The 17,785-nt window shown below is 67.7% G+C and carries 16 protein-coding genes; 6 read left to right on the top strand and 10 right to left on the bottom strand.

Annotation, left to right across the window (positions count from 1 at the left end):
• The 8 genes from fdh3B to fdhD form a co-directional block, all read right to left on the bottom strand.
• Positions 1-678: a formate dehydrogenase FDH3 subunit beta gene (fdh3B, locus tag B9N97_RS16280; RefSeq protein WP_085088411.1), complete on the bottom strand. Its 678-nt coding sequence runs from the start codon at positions 676-678 to the stop codon at positions 1-3.
• Positions 679-696: 18 nt separating this feature from the next.
• Positions 697-3,597, bottom strand: coding sequence for a formate dehydrogenase subunit alpha (locus tag B9N97_RS16275; protein WP_085088409.1), 2,901 nt, complete (start codon positions 3,595-3,597; stop codon positions 697-699).
• 13 nt (positions 3,598-3,610) lie between these two features.
• Positions 3,611-3,862 carry a formate dehydrogenase gene (locus B9N97_RS16270; protein WP_244560737.1) on the bottom strand — a complete coding sequence of 84 codons (252 nt, stop codon included), beginning with the start codon at positions 3,860-3,862 and terminating at the stop codon, positions 3,611-3,613.
• 17 nt (positions 3,863-3,879) lie between these two features.
• A complete protein-coding gene (locus B9N97_RS16265) occupies positions 3,880-4,506 on the bottom strand; it encodes a TorD/DmsD family molecular chaperone (RefSeq protein ID WP_085090613.1) in 627 nt (208 codons plus the stop codon).
• 448 nt (positions 4,507-4,954) lie between these two features.
• Positions 4,955-5,488 (bottom strand): DUF3306 domain-containing protein, encoded by a 534-nt coding sequence (locus B9N97_RS16260; RefSeq protein ID WP_085088406.1) that lies wholly within the window; start codon positions 5,486-5,488, stop codon positions 4,955-4,957.
• Positions 5,485-5,979 carry a DUF3305 domain-containing protein gene (locus B9N97_RS16255; protein WP_085088405.1) on the bottom strand — a complete coding sequence of 165 codons (495 nt, stop codon included), beginning with the start codon at positions 5,977-5,979 and terminating at the stop codon, positions 5,485-5,487. Before B9N97_RS16255 ends, B9N97_RS16260 begins: the two co-directional genes overlap by 4 nt.
• The gene (gene mobA / locus B9N97_RS16250; protein WP_085088402.1) at positions 5,976-6,614 is read right to left on the bottom strand and encodes a molybdenum cofactor guanylyltransferase MobA; all 639 of its coding nucleotides are present in this window, start codon (positions 6,612-6,614) and stop codon (positions 5,976-5,978) included. The genes B9N97_RS16255 and mobA overlap by 4 nt, the downstream gene beginning before the upstream one ends.
• Positions 6,604-7,485, bottom strand: coding sequence for a formate dehydrogenase accessory sulfurtransferase FdhD (gene fdhD, locus B9N97_RS16245; RefSeq protein ID WP_085090612.1), 882 nt, complete (start codon positions 7,483-7,485; stop codon positions 6,604-6,606). The genes mobA and fdhD overlap by 11 nt, the downstream gene beginning before the upstream one ends.
• A gap of 86 nt (positions 7,486-7,571) precedes the next feature.
• Between fdhD and B9N97_RS16240 the strand changes: the two genes are divergently transcribed.
• The 5 genes from B9N97_RS16240 (at position 7,572) to B9N97_RS16220 (ending at position 13,812) form a co-directional block, all read left to right on the top strand.
• Complete coding sequence (locus B9N97_RS16240; protein ID WP_085088399.1) at positions 7,572-8,270, top strand: ABC transporter permease; 699 nt, start codon at positions 7,572-7,574, stop codon at positions 8,268-8,270.
• Between the two features lie 122 nt (positions 8,271-8,392).
• Positions 8,393-9,244: an ABC transporter substrate-binding protein gene (locus B9N97_RS16235; RefSeq protein WP_085088396.1), complete on the top strand. Its 852-nt coding sequence runs from the start codon at positions 8,393-8,395 to the stop codon at positions 9,242-9,244.
• 172 nt (positions 9,245-9,416) lie between these two features.
• Positions 9,417-11,471, top strand: coding sequence for a 4Fe-4S dicluster domain-containing protein (locus B9N97_RS16230; protein ID WP_085088393.1), 2,055 nt, complete (start codon positions 9,417-9,419; stop codon positions 11,469-11,471).
• Positions 11,472-11,604: 133 nt separating this feature from the next.
• Entirely contained in the window at positions 11,605-12,645 is a 1,041-nt protein-coding gene (moaA, locus tag B9N97_RS16225) for a GTP 3',8-cyclase MoaA (RefSeq protein WP_085088390.1), read from the top strand.
• Between the two features lie 54 nt (positions 12,646-12,699).
• Positions 12,700-13,812: a CaiB/BaiF CoA transferase family protein gene (locus B9N97_RS16220; RefSeq protein ID WP_085088387.1), complete on the top strand. Its 1,113-nt coding sequence runs from the start codon at positions 12,700-12,702 to the stop codon at positions 13,810-13,812.
• Positions 13,813-13,815: 3 nt separating this feature from the next.
• On the opposite strand, the gene B9N97_RS16215 is transcribed toward B9N97_RS16220, so the two are convergent.
• Both B9N97_RS16215 and B9N97_RS16210 read right to left on the bottom strand, forming a co-directional pair.
• Positions 13,816-14,979 carry a GNAT family N-acetyltransferase gene (locus B9N97_RS16215; protein WP_085088384.1) on the bottom strand — a complete coding sequence of 388 codons (1,164 nt, stop codon included), beginning with the start codon at positions 14,977-14,979 and terminating at the stop codon, positions 13,816-13,818.
• A gap of 80 nt (positions 14,980-15,059) precedes the next feature.
• On the bottom strand, positions 15,060-15,527 hold the full coding sequence (locus tag B9N97_RS16210) for a RidA family protein (protein WP_085088381.1): 468 nt from the start codon (positions 15,525-15,527) through the stop codon (positions 15,060-15,062).
• Between the two features lie 366 nt (positions 15,528-15,893).
• Between B9N97_RS16210 and B9N97_RS16205 the strand changes: the two genes are divergently transcribed.
• Entirely contained in the window at positions 15,894-17,756 is a 1,863-nt protein-coding gene (locus B9N97_RS16205; RefSeq protein ID WP_085088379.1) for a flagellin N-terminal helical domain-containing protein, read from the top strand.
• Positions 17,757-17,785: the final 29 nt, after the last annotated feature.

Raw genomic sequence — 17,785 nt, 5'->3', positions numbered from 1 at the left:
TCACAGCCCCTGCTTCTGGACGGGCATGCCGCCGGCAGCGCCGCCGGTGCCCTGGAACAGGGAACCGCCGGGCTGGCCACGCTCCTGACCCGACTTGGTCTGATAGGCGGTGCCCCAGCCCCAGGCGCCGGAACCGAAACCGCGGGCGGCGACGCGCTCGCGGTAGATGTCCGAGACCGTGTTGGCGTCACCGGCCAGCAGAGCCTTGGTCGAGCACATCTCGGCGCAGAGCGGCAGCTTGCCTTCGGCCAGACGGTTGCGGCCGTACTTCTTGAACTCCGCCTCCGAATTGTCGGCTTCCGGCCCGCCGGAGCAGAAGGTGCACTTGTCCATCTTGCCGCGGGTGCCGAAATTGCCGGCTTGCGGATACTGCGGCGCGCCGAACGGGCAGGCGTAGAAGCAATAGCCGCAGCCGATGCACAGGTCCTTGTTGTGCAGGACCACGCCCTCGGCGGTCTGGTAGAAGCAGTCGACCGGGCAGACTGCCTTGCAGGGCGCGTCGGAGCAATGCATGCAGGCGACCGAGATCGTCCGCTCCCCCGGCCGGCCATCGTTGATGGTGACGACGCGGCGGCGGTTGATGCCCCAGGGCACCTCGTTCTCGTTCTTGCAGGCGGTGACGCAGGCGTTGCACTCGATGCAGCGCTCGGCGTCGCACAGGAATTTCATCCGGGCCATGGTTCAAACTCCTGCGCGTCAGGCCGCCTGGATGCGGCAAAGGGTGGTCTTGGTTTCCTGCATCTGGGTCACCGAGTCATAGCCGTAGGTGGTCGCCGTGTTGGCGGCCTCGCCCAGCACGATCGGGTCGGCCCCGGCCGGGTATTTGGAGCGCAGATCCTGCCCCTGATACACGCCGCCGAAATGGAAGGGCATGAAGGCGACGCCGCGGCCGACACGGTCGGTGACCATGGCCTTGACCTTCACCTTGCCCTTTTCCGGGCCTTCCACCCACACCAGCTGGCCGTCCTTGATGCCGGCGTTGTTGGCGTCGAACGGGTTGATCTCGACGAACATGTCCTGCTGCAGCTCGGCCAGCCAGGGGTTGGAGCGCGTCTCGTCGCCGCCGCCCTCATACTCGACCAGACGGCCGGAGGTGAGGATGATCGGGTATTCCTTCGACACGTCGCGGTCCTGGATGGACTTGTACAGCGTCGGCACGCGCCAGGACTTGGTGTCCTTGTAGGTCGGATAGCTGGCGACCAGATCGCGGCGCGGGGTGTAGAGCGGCTCGCGGTGGATCGGAACCGGGTCCGGGAAGTTCCAGGCGACACAGCGCGCCTTGGCATTGCCCGGCGGATTCAGGCCGTGCTTGATCGCCACGCGCTGGATGCCGCCGGACAGGTCGGTGGTCCAGGACACGGCCGCGACCTTCTCGCCGCCGATCTTCTGGATGACCGCCAGTTCCTCCGCCGTCAGGTCCTTGTCGAAGCCCAGCTTCTGGAGCATCGCCATGGTGACTTCCGGATAGCCGTCCTTGATCTCCGACCCTTCCGGATAGGAGCCCTCGGCCAGCAGGGTCACGCCGTTGCGCTCGACGCCGAAGCGGGCGCGGAAGGCGCCGCCGCCCTCGGCCACCGGCAGCGAGGTGTCGTAGAGGTTGGCGGAACCCGGATGCTTCATCTCCGGCGTGCCCCAGCAGGGCCAGGGCAGGCCGAAGTAATCGCCGTCGCACGGACCACCGACGGCGCGCAGCGTCGTCTTGTCGAAGGTGGCCTGATGCTGCATGTGCAGCTTGAGGCGCTCCGGCGACTGGCCGGTATAGCCGACCGACCACATGCCGCGGTTCCACTCGCGGGTGATGTCCTCGACCAGCGGCTCGTTGCCGTTGACCTTGATGTTCTTGCAGAGATCCGCCGCGAAGCCGAACTTCTTGGCGAAGAGATACATGATCTCGTGGTCGGGCTTCGATTCGAACAGCGGCTCGACGATCTTGTCGCGCCACTGGACCGAGCGGTTCGACGCGGTGGCCGAGCCGTAGGTCTCGAACTGGGTCGCGGCCGGCAGCAGGTAGAAGTCGTTCTTGCGGTCGGGCAGCACCGCCGTCATCGTCGGGTACGGATCGACGACGACCAGCAGCTCCAGCTTCTCCATCGCCTTCTTCATGTCGGGCAGACGGACCTGGCTGTTCGGCGCGTGGCCCCAGAAGACCATGCCCTTGACCGGGTTGGGCTGGTCCAGGTTCTCCTTGGCTTCCAGCACACCGTCGAACCAGCGCGACACCGGGATGCCGGTGCTCTCCATCAGTTCCTTGGAACCGAAGCGCTTCTGGAGGCCGTCATAGGGGAGATCCCAGACGCGCGCCCAGTGGCGCCACGCACCTTCGGCAAGGCCGTAATAGCCGGGCAGGCTGTCCGAGGTGACGCCGAAGTCGGTCGCGCCCTGGACGTTGTCGTGGCCGCGGAAAATGTTGGTGCCGCCGCCCGAAACGCCGACATTGCCCAGCGCCAGCTGCAGCACGCAATAGGCGCGGGTGTTGTTGTTGCCGATGTGGTGCTGGGTGCCGCCCATGCACCAGACCAGCGTGCCCGGACGGTTGGAGGCCAGCGTGCGGGCAACGCGCTGCAGCTGCGAGCCCGGAACGCCGGTGACGCGCTCCACCTCTTCCGGCGTCCACTTGGCGACCTCGGCGCGGATGTCGTCCATGCCGTAGACGCGCTTGGCGATGTAGTCCTTGTCCTCCCAGCCGTTCTGCAGAACGTGCCAGAGGATGCCCCAGATCAGCGCGACATCGGTCCCGGGACGGAAGCGGATGTATTCGTTGGCATGGGCGGCGGTGCGGGTGAAGCGAGGATCGGCGACGATCAGCGGGGCGGCGTTCTGCTCCTTCGCCTTCAGCACATGCATCATGGCGACGGGATGCGCCTCGGCGGCGTTGGAGCCGATGAAGAACAGCGCGCGCGACTTCTGGATGTCGTTGTAGCTGTTCGTCATGGCGCCGTAGCCCCAGACGTTCGCCACGCCGGCCACGGTGGTGGAGTGACAGATGCGCGCCTGATGGTCGACGTTGTTCGTGCCCCACAGCGCCGCGAACTTGCGGAACAGATAGGCCTGCTCGTTGCTGTGCTTGGCCGAGCCGAGCCAGAACACCGAATCGGGACCGGACTGCTCGCGGATCGACAGCAGCTTGGAGCCGACCTCCTCGATGGCCTGGTCCCAGCTGATGCGGGTCCACTTTCCGTCGACCATCTTCATCGGATAGCGCAGGCGGCGCTCGCCGTGAGCGTGCTCGCGCACCGAGGCGCCCTTGGCGCAGTGCGAGCCGAGGTTGATCGGGCTGTCGAAGCCGGGCTCCTGGCCGATCCAGACGCCGTTCTGCACTTCGGCCACCACGGTGCAGCCGACCGAGCAATGGGTGCAGACCGTCTTGATCTGCTTCACCGGAGCGCCGGCGACGGTGGCGGCGGTGGCGGCGTCGGCCTTCTTCACCATGCCGAAGGGGATGGCCGAGGCCAGCGCAGCGCCGCCGGCGGCGATGCCGGAGGTGCGCAGGAAGGCGCGGCGGTCGACAGTGACGCCGGTGGCGGTCGCCAGCGTCTGGGTCAGGGTGCGGGCGAGATGGCGGCCGCCGGAGGTGGCCGAGCTTTTCTTGATGAGCATCGGGGCGTTCCTCTTAGAAGCGGCTGACTTCGTAGACCTTCCGGACATGGTCGGTCTCGCGGTAACCCGTGGAGGTCGTCTCGGCCGGGGCGGCCTCGGCCGTTCCGCTCGCGGCGGTCACGCCGGCCGCGACGGCACCGAGCGCGCCGACGCCGAGACCGGCGACGCGGAACAGGTCGCGCCGGGCGAGACCCTTTTCCGAGCCCTGAATGTCCGTGTTCCGCTTTGCTGCTTCGTCAGTGGCTTTGACCGCGTTCCGCGTCATGGCTTCGCTCCTCACCTTTACGCCGCAAGGTCGAAGGCGCGCGCCTCGACCGCCAGAAAACTTCGTCCGACCGCACCGACCGCCCGATAGAATCGGGCCGAGGGCGAGGCCTCCAAATCCGCGAAGAACCGCCCGGCCCAGGAGCCGATGTGGCGGTCGAAGAAAGCCCGCTGCGCATCGAGACCGACGGCCCCGTCCTCCTCCGGCGCGAACGCGCCGGTGATCAGGCCGGCCATCATCTCGCACAGGGCAGCGATATGGTCCTCCGGCTCCGACACGTCGTCGGCACGGGCGATGCCCAGCCGCGCCATGTCGGCGCGCAGCTCCGCCAGCGGCTTTTCGTTCAGGAATCCGGTCAGGTAGAAGGACCCGTAGGGCGTGCGCTCGCTGCCACCGACGCCGATGAAGAGGGTGGTGAACTCCTCCTCCACCGCCGCCGGGTCGCTATCGCGCGCGGCGCCGGCCAGTTGATCGAGAGCCGCGCCGAAGTCGCCGCCCTCCCCCGCCAGATCGCCCAGCGTCGCCAGGAGGGCAGCGTCGGGCGCACGCGCGAGCAGGCGCGCCAGCAGGCCATAGACCTGCGCACGCAGCAGTTCCTCCTCCGCGACCGCGGGGGAAACGGTGTGATCGACGGCCCTGGACACGCGCCGCAAACTCCTCTCGGACACAAGACGGGGGTATCGGCGTTCACGGTTTCACCGCGCGCCGTCTTTGGACCGATGGCCCCGCACCCCTTTTGATGCACCTGCGAAAAGCCGTTGCCTTACAGTGGCTTAGCGTTCGGCAGATGGATAATAGAAGGACTGAACCTGTCCATTTGTCAACTAAGGACGCGCCCGAAAGTGGGGACAAATGAAACTTTATCGTGCCGCTATGCTCACGCTGTCAGAGCGCCCCTGACTTTTGAGGGGGTCTAAATCGGCGCGACGATCCGTCGCAATTTGAAAGTCGTTTTGCGAGGGAGTGCGCTGCGGGCAAGCCCCCTCTCCCCCCGGGGAGAGGGTCGGGGTGAGGGGGAGGCATGACGTGGGCAAATGGGGAGATAGGGACTGTGCGCCGATCAGTAAGGTTCCGCAGTGCGTCCCCCTCACCCTAACCCTCCCCCCGAAGGGGAGAGGGAATTGGTGGTTGGGGAGTAGGGGTTTCGCTTACCTCGGCAATATTCGCGTCAGCCGTGGTCGGAGCGCTAGGCACATCCCCCGCCACCTCGTCCAACGTGTCGAGGAAGCCCTTGCCGACGCGGTAGAGCGTCTTCACCGAAACATCGCCGGTGAACAGGCTGGCGTAATCGTCGGCGTAGTCCTTCAGGCCGTCGTCATTGGCGTAGACCGGGTCGGAGGTCCACAGCTTGCGCAGGGCCTGACGGTGCAGATCCTCCGGCACCTCGGCGCGCAGGAAGGGGGTGAAGTCGGACTCGCCGGTCAGTTCCTCGATCGGCGGCAGGTCCTTCAACGGGTCTTCGGGGTCCGCATCCGGCTGGGCGGACCCGACCGGGACGTCTTCGGCAACGGGGATCGGAAGGTCGGCCGTCTCTTCGACCGGCGGCACCTCGACGGGAGTCGGCTCCGGCTTGACCGCCGTGCGTTTCAGGCGCGACCAGCGCGACAGGAAGGCTTCGTCGCTCACCGCTGCCGGTCCTCTTTCTCGAAATGGCGCTTGCGCTCGCGCTTGTGGAAGGGGACGTCGACATGGTGCTGCTCGACGAAATCACGAACCAGCGCAATCACTTCCGCCGGCATCGGCACCGTCTCCACCACGTCGGCACCGACCTGATAGCCCTCCCCCTCGTGGGCCGACGCCGTGACGGTGAAGGGCACCAGCGCTTCGCCGTCCGGGCCGGGGCGCATCACCACCCACAGGCGTGGCGGGTCCTGCGACAGGTTCAGGCGGTAACCTTCGGTGTCGGTGCGGAACAGTTCCAGCGTCAGGGTGGCGGCATGGCTTTGGGTCCAGCCCTCCCCCTCCATCAGCAGCCGGCCGGGCGGGTCCACCGGACCGGCGCCGGGGATGACCGACACCGGGCGCCAGCTCCAGTCGGCCCAGGCGGTGACGCCGCGGCGGCGCTCCACCACGATGCCCAGCGGCATGGTCTCGATACGCTCCAGCGGTTCCGTCATGACACGTGCCCCGATGCCAGCAGGCGTTCCGCCTCGGCCAGATCCTCAGGCCGGTTGGTGTTGAAAAAGGGATCGACAGGATCGACCGCGAAGTCGGCGACGGCCAGGCGGTAGCGGGCGGTCCAGGCATCGACCTTGCGGATGCCCTCCTCCACCATGGCGCGGCGCAGGTCGCCGGCCAGACGGATCGGCCACAGGCCGAAGACCGGATGCTCCTGCCCACCCGAACGGGCACAGGCGAGGTCGGCGCCCTCGCGCTCCAGCGCCGCCACCATGCGGGTGACGAGGTCGCGCGGGATGAAGGGGGCGTCGGTGGCGAAGCTGGCGACCCAGCCGATGCCGGGGGCCGTGCCGCGCATCCACTCCATGCCGGTCAGCACGCCGGCGAGCGGGCCGGCATAGCCCTCCACCACATCCGCCGCCACCGGCAGGTGGAGATGGGCGAAGCGGGCCGGATCGCCGTTGGCGTTCAGCACCAGCGGCCCGACCTGCGGCCGGACGGTGGCGACGATGCGTTCCAGGATGCTGCGGTCGCCCAGCGGGCGCAGGCACTTGTCGCCGCCGCCCATCCGGCGCGACAGGCCGCCGGCCAGCAGGACGCCGCCGATGTCGGGGTGAACGGAGTTAGTCGTCATCGCGGCTTCCCTTGCGTCCATGCCGACGGTCCTCGTCGGTTGCACCGGCGGTATCGGCGTCGAAGACCAGCCGGTCGGTGCCGGCCAGCGCGATGAAGCGCCTGCCCTTGGCCCGGCCGACCAGCGTCAGGTTGGCCTGCCGCGCCAGCTGCACGCCCCAGGCGGTGAAGCCGGAGCGCGAGACCAGGATCGGAATGCCCATCTGCACCGTCTTGATCACCATCTCGGATGTCAGGCGGCCGGTGGTGTAGAAAATCTTGTCGTCGGCGGAAATGCCGTTGAGGTGCATGTAGCCGGCGACCTTGTCCACCGCATTGTGGCGGCCGACATCCTCCATATAGACCAGCGGCCGGTCGCCCTGGCACAGCACGCTGCCGTGGATGGCCCCGGCCTCCAGGTACAGGCTGGGCTGCAGGTTGATCTGCTTGGACAGCGCGTAGATCCACGAGGTGTGGAGCCGGACGTCGGCGGGAAGCCTGACGGACTCGAAGGTCTCCATCACGTCGCCGAAGGCGGTGCCCTGGGCGCAGCCGGAGGTCAGCGTCTTCTTCTTCAGCTTGGATTCATAATCGGTCGCGCGCTCGGTGCGGACGACGACGGTGTCCGTCTCCTCGTCCACATCGATGCCGGTGATGCGGTCGTCGCGCCGCAGCATGTTCTGGTTCAGCAGATAGCCGACGGCCAGACAGTCCGGATAATCGCCGATCGTCATCATCGTGACGATCTCCTGCCCGTTCAGGTACAGGGTCAGCGGCCGTTCGACCGTGACCGAGGTCTCGATCTCGCGGCCGTCCTGGTCGAGGCCGCGGACGCGCTCGGTCAGCTTGGGGTTCGCCGGATCCGGCGCTATGGTGAAGGTCTTCAGGCTCATGGTCGGGCTCATGCGCGCGAGTGTGGGCGAGCGGCGTCCGTCGGACAAGCCCCCGCCGGAATGATTTGAAAAGTGATTTGGACTGAATGCAGGATTTTTCCCAAGCCCTCGCCGTCGCTTTTTCCATGATCGTGTCGATGGACGAGGGGCTGATGCGGATCATCGGCCTGTCGCTGCGGGTCAGCCTGTCCGCCGTCGCCATCGCCACGCTGATCGGCCTGCCGTTGGGCGCCGCCGTCGCGGCGTTGCGCTTTCCCGGCCGGCGCGCCATCGCCATCACCTTGAACACGATGATGGGGCTGCCGCCGGTGGTGGTCGGGCTGGTGATCTATCTGCTGCTGTCGCGCTCCGGCCCCTTCGGGGTGCTGGGACTGCTGTTCACGCCGGCAGCGATGATCGTCGCGCAGACGGTGATGATCGTGCCGATCGTCGCCTCGCTCACCCGCCAGACGGTGGAGGATCTGCTGGTCGAGTATGACGACCTGCTGCGCGTCACCGGCGCCGGGCCGATCCGCCGGCTGGCCACCCTGCTGTCGGAAGCGCGCTGGAGCCTCGTCACCACCGTGCTGGCCGGATTCGGGCGCGCCTCGGCCGAGGTTGGGGCGGTGATGATCGTCGGCGGCAACATCGAGCATGTCACCCGCGTCATGACCACCGCCATCGCGCTGGAGACCAGCAAGGGCGACCTGCCCATGGCGCTGGGGTTGGGCATGGTGCTGATGACCCTGTCGCTGGCGGTCAACCTCGCCGCATCCCTGCTGAAGGAGACGGGCGAGCACGCCTGACCCGACGCGGCCGGTTTTTCCGCCATGCGGCAAAATCGACCGAATCCCGGCAAGGCTTTGCAGGGATTGCCGGCATACGCTATGCCTTGTAGGCAACAACGCCTTTTGGAAGGAGTGACGCGATGCTGCGCCGTTCGTTCGTGCTGGGGGTTGCCGCCGCCGCGGCCCTGACCGGCCTGATCCAGGCAGCCGTCCCGCCGTCGGCGTCGGCCGCCGACCGCTTCATCACGGTGGCCTCCACCACTTCGACCGAGGATTCCGGCCTGTTCGGCTCCATCCTGCCGAAATTCACCGCCAAGACGGGGATCGAGGTGCGGGTCGTCGCCAAGGGCACCGGTCAGGCCATCGACCTCGCCAAGCGCGGCGACGCCGACGTGCTGTTCGTCCACCACAAGCCGTCGGAGGAGAAGTTCGTCGCCGAAGGCTTCTCCACCCTGCGCAAGCCGGTGATGTACAACGATTTCGTCATCGTCGGTCCCGCCGGCGACCCGGCCGGCGTCAAGGGCGGCAAGGACGTCGCCGCCGCCCTGTCGAAGATCGCCGAGACCAAGGCCCCCTTCGTGTCGCGCGGTGACGACAGCGGCACGAACAAGGCCGAACTGGCCCTGTGGAAGACGGCAAAGCTCGATCCGGCGAAGGCGGATGGCGGCTGGTACCGCTCCATCGGCCAGGGCATGGGCCCGACGCTGAACACCGCCGCCGCGATGAACGGCTATACCCTGACCGACCGCGGCACCTGGCTGAACTTCAAGAACCGCGGCCCGCTGACGGTGCTGGTGGAGGGCGACAAGCGGCTGTTCAACCAGTATGGCGTTATGCTGGTCAACCCGGCCAAGTTCCCCCACGTCAAGGCGGCCGACGGTCAGGCCTTCGTCGATTGGCTCGTCTCCGCCGAGGGGCAGAAGGCCATTGCCGACTACACCATCAACGGCGAACAGCTGTTCTTCCCCAACGCCAACGAGCCGGGGGCGTAAAGCCGCCTCGCTTTCTGCGACCCCGCTGTCCGGCAGGGTCGCAGGAACTGTCCAGTCAGCGTTTATCCGGACCGGCCCCAATAAGATTCCCGTTCCCATCGCGCCGCATTCCCCCATATGAGTGTCCTCAGGCCAGGGGCGTCAGCCCCAAGCGACAGGAGTTTTGGGGACGATGAAGATCGGCGATCGGACGGTGCTCGTCTGCGACTGCGCGCACAGCATCGCGCTGGACGGGGCGGCGCTGGGCAAGGCATGCGGCGACGGCAGCGCTCCCACCGTGCATACCCAGCTGTGCCGGGCGCAGCTCGACCGGTTCGAGGCGGCGGTCGCCAGCGGGCAGCCGCTGCTGGTCGCCTGCACGCAGGAAGCGCCACTGTTCAGCGAGATCGCGGCGGAGGTGGCGCCGGATACGTCCCTGACCTTCACCAACATCCGTGAACGTGCCGGCTGGTCGGACGAGGGCGAGCTGGCGCTGCCGAAGATCGCAGCATTGCTGGCCGAAGCAGCCCTGCCGATCCCGCCGACCGGCGCCCTGACCCTGACCTCGCAGGGCACCTGCCTGGTCTATGGCAATGACGAGCGCGCCATCGAGGCGGGGCGCGAACTGGCCAAGCACCTGGACGTCACGGTCCTGCTGACCAGCGCGAAGGACATCGCGCCGCCGCCGGTGATGGACGCGGCGATTTTCCGCGGCCGCATCCGCACCGCCCGCGGCTGGGTCGGCGCCTTCGAGATCGTGGTGGACGATTACGCTCCCGCCCTGCCCTCCTCGCGCGGGGCGCTGGGGTTCGAGCCGGCGCGGCAGGGGGCGTCGGCCCGCTGCGACCTGATCCTCGACCTGACCGGCGGCACGCCGCTGTTCCCCGATCACAAGCGTCGCGACGGCTATCTGCGCCCCGACCCCAACAGCCCGGCCCAGGTGGCCAAGGCGCTGCTGGAGCTCGCCGATCTGGTCGGCGAGTTCGAGAAACCGCGTTTCGTCGACTTCAAGGCCGATCTCTGCGCCCATTCGCGCAGCCGCAAGACCGGCTGCACCCGCTGCCTGGACGTCTGCCCGACCGGGGCGATCACGCCGAACGGCGATCATGTCGCCATCGACCCGCATGTCTGCGCCGGCTGCGGGTCCTGCGCCGCGGTCTGCCCGACCGGGGCCGCGACCTATGCCCTGCCCCCCGCCGCCACCGTCTATGAGCGGCTGCGCACGCTGCTGGGCACCTACCGGAAGGCGGGCGGCGAGGCGCCGGCGCTGCTGATCCACGATCCGCGCCACGGCGACGCGCTGGTCGGCATGATGGCGCGGCATGGCCGCGGCCTGCCGGCCCGCGTGCTGCCCTTTGCGCTGAACGAGGTGACGCAGGTCGGCTTCGACCTGTTCGCGCTGGCACTGGCCTACGGCTGCACCCATGTCCGCGTCCTGACCGGCTCGGAGAACGACGGGGAGACCGCCGGCCTCGCCAACCAGATCGGGCTGGCCGAGGCTGCCTTCAGCGGGCTCGGCTACGGCTCCGGACGGGTGGCGGTGATCGACGCCGCCGATCCCGACATGGTCGCCGACGAGCTTTGGAACCTGCCGGCGGACACCGTCGAGGCCGGGATGTTCCTGCCGATGGGGCCGAAGCGCACGGTGACCATGCTGGCATTGCGCCACCTGCACAAGGTTGCACCCACCCCGGTGGAGGTCCTGCCGCTGCCGCCGGGCGCGCCGTTCGGCCGGGTGTCGGTGGATGTGGCGGGCTGCACGCTCTGCCTGTCCTGCGTCGGCGCCTGCCCGACCGGGGCGCTGCTCGACAATGCCGACAAGCCGATGCTGTCCTTCGCCCAGGATGCCTGCGTGCAGTGCGGCCTGTGCAAGACCACCTGCCCGGAGAAGGTCATCTCACTGGTGCCGGAGATCGACTTCCGCGATCAGGCCCGCGGTGCGACGGTGGTGAAGGAGGAGGAGCCCTTCTGCTGCGTGTCCTGCGGCAAGCCCTTCGCCACGAAGTCCTCGATCGAGAAGATCGTGACGACGCTGGCGGGCAAGCACTGGATGTTCGCGACGCCGGAGGCCGCCAACCGCATCCGCATGTGCGAGGACTGCCGCGTGCGCGACCAGTTCGAGCGTGGGAACGAGCCCTTCTCCCTGGGCCGCCCGCCGGTGCCGCGCACCACCGACGACGACCTGCGCGAACGCGAGGAGGCCGAACGGGAAGCACAACTGGCGGCAGTGCGGCAAAAGCTGATGTGACGTCGAGATCCCTTGATCGCCGTCAAAGTCGGCATACCGTGATGTGGAATACGGTCGCGTCACCGTTGCACATCGTGCGTGTGGCGAACATATACTGTGGCGGCCCGCCAGCGGCCGCCCGTGGAGTCCAGCGATGATCAACCCCGTGTCCGATAGCCTGCCGTCAGCCGCCACCGCCCCGCTGATCGATCCGTTCGGCCGCAAGGTGGAGTATCTGCGCGTGTCGGTCACCGACCGCTGCGACCTTCGCTGTGTCTACTGCATGGCGGAGGACATGAGCTTCCTGCCGAAGGCGGAGGTGCTGACGCTGGAGGAACTGGACCGGCTGTGCAGCGCCTTCGTGAAGCTGGGCACGCGCAAGTTGCGGCTGACCGGCGGCGAGCCGCTGGTGCGGCGCGACGTGATGCGGCTGATCCGCTCGCTGGGCCGCCACATCGACTCGGGCGACCTCGACGAGCTGACGCTGACCACCAACGGCACCATGCTGTTCAAACATGCGGCCGGGCTTTATGAGGCCGGGGTGCGGCGGATCAACGTATCCCTGGACACGCTCGACCCGCACAAGTTCCAGGCCATCACCCGCTGGGGCAAGCTGGACAAGATCCTGGGCGGCATCCAGGCGGCCAAGGACGCCGGGCTGAAGATCAAGATCAACACGGTGGCGCTGAAGGGCGTCAACGACGACGAAATCCACCGGATGGTGGCGTGGTGCGGCGAGCAGGGCTTCGACCTGACCTTCATCGAAGTGATGCCGATGGGCGATATCGGCGAAGGCGCCCGGCTCGACCAGTATTGGCCGCTGACCATGCTGAAGGCCGAGTTGCAGAAGCGCTGGACCCTGACCGAGAGCGACCACCGCACCGGCGGCCCCGCCCGCTATGTCCGGGTGGAGGAGACCGGCCAGCGCGTCGGCTTCATCACGCCGCTGACCCACAATTTCTGCGAAAGCTGCAACCGCGTGCGGCTGACCTGCACCGGCACGCTCTACATGTGCCTGGGCCAGGAGGACGCCGCCGACCTGCGCACGCCCCTGCGCGTCAGCGACGAGGACGGCCCGCTGATCGACGCGGTGCGCGAGGCGATCACCCGCAAGCCCAAGGGCCACGACTTCATCATCGACCGCCGCCACCAGGGGCCGGCGGTCGGGCGGCATATGAGCGTGACGGGGGGGTGAGATCGGGGGGCGTCAGACCCCCACCCCGACAACCAACCAAGAGCGAGCACCGCCATGCCCCTGCCCTTCCTGTCCGGACTGCGCGTCATCGACCTTGGGCAGTATCTGCCCGGCCCCTATGCGGCGCAGCTTCTCGGCGACTTGGGCGCCACGGTGGTGAAGGTGGAGGCGCCGGCCGGCGATCCGCTGCGCCGGCTGGGTCCCGTGGACAGCGACGGCACCACCGCCGCCTACAAGCTGCTGAACGCCGGCAAGACCGTCATCCGCCTGGACCTGAAATCGGCCGACGGGCGCGCGGCGCTGGAAGGGTTGCTGGCGAAAGCCGACGCGCTGATCGAAAGCTACCGGCCCGGCGTGATGGACAAGCTGGGGCTGGGGCGGGAGCGGCTGCGGGAGATCAACCCGAAGCTGGTCCATGCCAGCCTGTCGGGCTGGGGCTACGACGGCCCCTATGCCACGCGGGCCGGGCACGATCTGAATTACATGGCGGTCGGCGGCGGGCTGGATGCCTCCGGGCTGCCGGACCGGCCGGTCATCAGCTATCTGCCGGTCGCCGATTTCGCCTCGGCCCAACAGACGGCGCTGGCGGTGGCGGGCGCGCTGCTGGGGCGCGAGCGGACGGGACAGGGCTGCTTCCTCGACCTGTCGATCATGGAATCGGTGCTTGGCTGGCAGGGCATGACCCTGACCGCGGCGGCGCGCGGCACCATGCCGAAGCGTGGCGAGGCGCTGCTGTCGGGCGGGGCCGCCTGCTACCGCATCTATCGCACCGCCGACGGCCGCTTCGTCACCCTGTCGGCGCTGGAGGCCAAATTCTGGCAGGGCTTCTGCGAGGCGGTCGGCCGGCCCGACTGGATCGCCCGGCAGGAGGATCCCCTGCCCCAGACCGACCTGACCGCCGAGTTGGAGACCCTGTTCGCCACCCGGACACTGGCGGAGTGGAAGGCGCTGCTCGACCCCGTCGACTGCTGTTTCGAGGCGGTGCCGGAGCTGACGGAGGTGCCGGACCACCCGCACGTCGCCGCCCGTGGACAGGTCCGCGTCGCAGCCGGCCCGGAGCCGCTGGTCGAAACGCTGATGGGCCTGCGCGTCGACGGCGCCCCGCCGCCGGAGCGCGCGCCCTTGCAGGAAAGCGATGCAGCCACGGTGCTGGCCGGCTGGGAGTAAGCCTCAGCCCTCCCGCCGGTAGGGCGACAGTTCCTCGTCCAGCGCCTCGATCTCCGCTTCCACCGCGGGGCGTTCCTGCTGAAGGTAACGCTCCACCGCGCGGCGGAAGCCGGGGTCGGCGATCCAATGGGCGCTGTAGGTCGGCACCGGCAGGTAGCCGCGCTGGATCTTGTGCTCGCCCTGGGCGCCGGCCTCGACCCGCGCCAGCCCGCGCTCGATGGCGAAGTCCAGCGCGCGGTAATAGCACGCCTCGAAATGCAGGAAGCGATAGCGCCCGTCGGAGCCCCAGTTGCGGCCGTACAGCGCGTCGTCGCCCAGCAGGTTCAGCGCGCCGGCCACCCACTCCCCACCGTCCTCGCACATCACCAGAACCACCCGGTCGGCCATGGTCCGGCCCAGCAGGTCGAAGAAGCGGCGGTTGAGATAGCCGCCGCCCCATTTGCGGTCGGCGGTGTCCAGGTAGAAGCGGTGGAAGGCGTCCCAATGCTCCGGCTTCAGTTCGTCGCCGGTCAGGGTGTGCAGGCGCACGCTGCTCTCCGCGACCTCGCGCCGTTCCTTGCGGATCGCCTTGCGCTTGCGGGAGTTCAGCGCCGCCAGGAACTCGTCGAAGCTGCCGTAACCGCGGTTGTGCCAGTGATACTGCACGCCCAGCCGCTTCAGCCAGCCGGCCTCGCCCAGCCGGTCCCACTCCGCACGCTCCGGGAAGGTGACGTGGGCGGAGGAGACGCCGTACCGCTCCGCCACCTGCTCCAGCGCCGAGATCAGCGCGTCGGCGACGGCGTCGGCCCGCGGTCCCGGCGCCACCAGCAGGCGCGGCCCCGGCACCGGCGTGAAGGGCACCGCCACCTGCAGCTTGGGGTAATAGCTGCCGCCCGCCCGCTCATAGGCATTGGCCCAGGCATGATCGAAGACATACTCGCCGTAGGAATGGCTTTTCAGATAGGCGGGCACCGCGCCGACCATGCGGCCGGACCCGTCATAGGCGGCAAGATGGCTGGGTTGCCAGCCGGACTTACCGGTCGCCGATCCCGACTCCTCCAGCGCCAGAAGAAAGGCGTGGGAGAGGAAGGGATTGCCGGGACCGGCGCAGGCGTCCCAGTCCTGCTGGTCCGCCTCGCCGATCCCGGTCAGAACCTTGACGGTGATGGCATCGTTGCCGTCGGGCATGCATGCGTCTCCTTGAACACTGGCAAGGAGGTAGGCTTCATGCCGCATTACAGCAAGACGCCGTCACCGCCGTAAACGCATCAGGCCACTTCGAGGATCGCGTCGACCTCGACCGCGACGTTGCCGGGCAGCGACGGGGCGCCGACGGCAGCGCGGGCATGCTGGCCGGCCTCGCCGAAGACGTCGCGCATCAGCTCCGACGCGCCGTTGATGACCAGCGGGTGGTCGTGGAAGTCGGCGCCGGAATTGACGAAGCCGCCCAGCCGCAGCACGCGGGTGACGCGGTCGAGGTCGCCGCCCAGCGCGGCCTTGGCCTGGGCCAGGATGTTCAGCGCGCACAGGCGTGCGGCTTCCTTGCCCTGTTCGACCGTGAAGTCCTGGCCGACCTTGCCGACGAACTTGCGCTCGCCGTTCCAGACCGTGACCTGGCCCGAGATGTAGAGGGTATTGCCCGAACGGGTATAGGGCACATAGGCGGCCACCGGGGCGGCGGCCTGCGGCAACTCGATGCCCAGTTCCGCCAGGCGTGCGTCGATCCGACCGGTCATGATGCTTCTCCCTTCCCTGCTTTGGCCCGCGTCGGGGCCATGCGTTCGATGTTTGGGACGTGGTTTGGAGCCCGACCATAGCCGTGCCTGCGGGGCGGAGGGAAGATTCTTGCCGCCCGGCATCCCGGCAGAACCGTCCGTCAGCGGCAAAAGATTCCGGGAAACTTTTTCGGACGCCGGGCCCGAACCCTTGGGCCCAACCCTGCCCTTTTTGCCGACCTATTTTTATTTCATAGCGAAATCAGTGACTTATGTCACACCACACGAGTTGGCACGGCGCTTGAAAGAGTGGTGTCAGGAAAACGCACGTTGCCTCGCCGGTCAAATGACCAGGGGCGGGGACAGCCTCAGAAGGAGACTAGGACCATGGCCGGAAATGTGACCCTGACCGCCTCGATGCGCACCAACCTGCTGCAGCTGCAGAGCACGCAGTCGCAGATCGACAAGAAGCAGAACATCCTGTCGACGGGTAACAAGATCAATTCGGCTCTCGATGGTCCCACCTCCTTCTTCGCCGCCAAGGGCCTGAACCAGCGCGCCGGCGACCTGACGTCGCTGAAGGACGCGATGGGTCAGTCGATCAGCACGATCCAGGCCGCCGACAAGGGCCTGACCTCCATCGACTCGCTGGTCGATCAGGCCAAGGGCCTGACCACCGCCGCCTACGCGGCTCTGGGCAACGACGCCGCCTCCATCGCCACCCGCAAGTCGCTGGCCTCGCAGTTCAATACCCTGAAGGACCAGATCGACAAGCTGGCCGCCGACAGCGGCTATCAGGGCAAGAACCTGATCAACGGCAACGGCATGAGCATGGACAGCACCAGCGCGTCCCGTGCCGCCGTCAACACCATCGTCGGCGTCGACAACGCCCGCGTCACCAACGTGATCTCCGCCGACACCTACGCCATCCGCATCAAGGGTGACGGTTCGGTCGAGGGCAAGACCGCCGACATCTCCACCGCGGAGAACGCGCACGGCCTCGTCGGTCTGAAGCTGTCGGGCACGATGTCGAGCACGCTGGGCAGCTTCTCCGACGTCCAGATCGAGGTGCGCGGCGCCAACGGCCGCACCCGCGACTTCATCGTCAAGGACGGCGACGAAAGCCGCACGATCTCCTACTTCGACAACACCCAGACGATCGAAGCCAAACTGCAGACGGCGGCGACCTCGGGCGTGCCGCAGGTGTCGACGGTGAACGTCAGCGGCACCATCGAGGAAGGCGACATCTTCTCGATCACGGTGGAAGGCCAGTCCTTCAGCTACACCGCCACCAGCGGCGACGTCTCCGTCGGCCAGAACGCCGCCCTCAACGTCGCGACCCGGCTGCAGGCCTCGATCAGCAACGCAATCGCCAGCGGCGGTCGTCTGGCCGGCAAGGATGTCGCCACCGCGTCCATCGGCACCAGCGGCACCATCACCCTGACCGGCAACACCACGGCCGGCGTGGTTCGCGAGATGACGGTGACGACCAGCGCGACCAACGCGCTGACCAAGAAGATCTCGGAGAGCTTCGCGTCGGGCACGATCGTGTCCTTCACGGTCGACCGCCGCCTGCTGGAAGCGGCGAACAACCAGGGCAACGGCATCTCGACCATCGAGAAGAAGGTCGACCTGCAAATCCAGGTCACCAACTCCAACGGCGCCCAGGTCACCCGCGACGGTATGAACAGCCGCGGCGACGGCAAGCTGGACGGCGGCGAGCAGTCCTTCACCTTCGACAGCGGCACGGTGCGCCTGAACGTCGACGCCAAGACCATCAAGCAGGCCGCCTCGGCGAACTGCTCGGCCAACATCGTCACCAAGCAGATCTCCGACGCCAACACGTCGAACGACATCACCGTCCAGCTCAACGAGCGCAACACCAACTCGATCACGGTGAACGCGGTCAACCTGTCGACCAGCGGCCAGGGCCTGCAGATGGATGCGGCGCAGAACGGCTGGATGGACCGCGCCGACATCGACAAGGCGGTCGCCGGCCTGGATCATGCCAAGGCGACGATCCGCTCCGCGTCGCAGAACCTGTCGACCAACCTGAACATCATCACGACCCGCGAGAGCTTCACCAAGGAGTTCAGCGACGTGCTGACGGAAGGCGCCAGCAAGCTGACGCTGGCCGACCAGAACGAGGAAGGCGCCAGCCTGCTGATGCTGCAGACCCGCCAGCAGCTGGGCACCATCGCCCTCTCGCTCGCCAACCAGTCGCAGCAGTCGATCCTGCGCCTGTTCTGATCCGGAACGGCAACCGATCACACGAAAAG

This window comes from Azospirillum oryzae, assembly GCF_900177515.1.
GTDB lineage: Bacteria > Pseudomonadota > Alphaproteobacteria > Azospirillales > Azospirillaceae > Azospirillum > Azospirillum oryzae_A.
The sequence above is the reverse complement of the archived record's forward strand: the minus strand, read 5'-3'. Positions and strand labels throughout refer to the sequence as shown.

What these genes read in the sequence shown, in the direction of transcription:
- fdh3B (WP_085088411.1), bottom strand. Translation starts at nt 678, where the DNA reads ATGGCCCGGATGAAATTCCTGTGCGACGCCGAGCGCTGCATCGAGTGC.
- B9N97_RS16275 (WP_085088409.1), bottom strand. Translation starts at nt 3,597, where the DNA reads ATGCTCATCAAGAAAAGCTCGGCCACCTCCGGCGGCCGCCATCTCGCC.
- B9N97_RS16270 (WP_244560737.1), bottom strand. Translation starts at nt 3,862, where the DNA reads ATGACGCGGAACGCGGTCAAAGCCACTGACGAAGCAGCAAAGCGGAAC.
- B9N97_RS16255 (WP_085088405.1), bottom strand. Translation starts at nt 5,979, where the DNA reads ATGACGGAACCGCTGGAGCGTATCGAGACCATGCCGCTGGGCATCGTG.
- mobA (WP_085088402.1), bottom strand. Translation starts at nt 6,614, where the DNA reads ATGACGACTAACTCCGTTCACCCCGACATCGGCGGCGTCCTGCTGGCC.
- fdhD (WP_085090612.1), bottom strand. Translation starts at nt 7,485, where the DNA reads ATGAGCCTGAAGACCTTCACCATAGCGCCGGATCCGGCGAACCCCAAG.
- B9N97_RS16240 (WP_085088399.1), top strand. Translation starts at nt 7,572, where the DNA reads ATGCAGGATTTTTCCCAAGCCCTCGCCGTCGCTTTTTCCATGATCGTG.
- B9N97_RS16235 (WP_085088396.1), top strand. Translation starts at nt 8,393, where the DNA reads ATGCTGCGCCGTTCGTTCGTGCTGGGGGTTGCCGCCGCCGCGGCCCTG.
- B9N97_RS16230 (WP_085088393.1), top strand. Translation starts at nt 9,417, where the DNA reads ATGAAGATCGGCGATCGGACGGTGCTCGTCTGCGACTGCGCGCACAGC.
- moaA (WP_085088390.1), top strand. Translation starts at nt 11,605, where the DNA reads ATGATCAACCCCGTGTCCGATAGCCTGCCGTCAGCCGCCACCGCCCCG.
- B9N97_RS16220 (WP_085088387.1), top strand. Translation starts at nt 12,700, where the DNA reads ATGCCCCTGCCCTTCCTGTCCGGACTGCGCGTCATCGACCTTGGGCAG.
- B9N97_RS16215 (WP_085088384.1), bottom strand. Translation starts at nt 14,979, where the DNA reads ATGCCCGACGGCAACGATGCCATCACCGTCAAGGTTCTGACCGGGATC.
- B9N97_RS16210 (WP_085088381.1), bottom strand. Translation starts at nt 15,527, where the DNA reads ATGACCGGTCGGATCGACGCACGCCTGGCGGAACTGGGCATCGAGTTG.
- B9N97_RS16205 (WP_085088379.1), top strand. Translation starts at nt 15,894, where the DNA reads ATGGCCGGAAATGTGACCCTGACCGCCTCGATGCGCACCAACCTGCTG.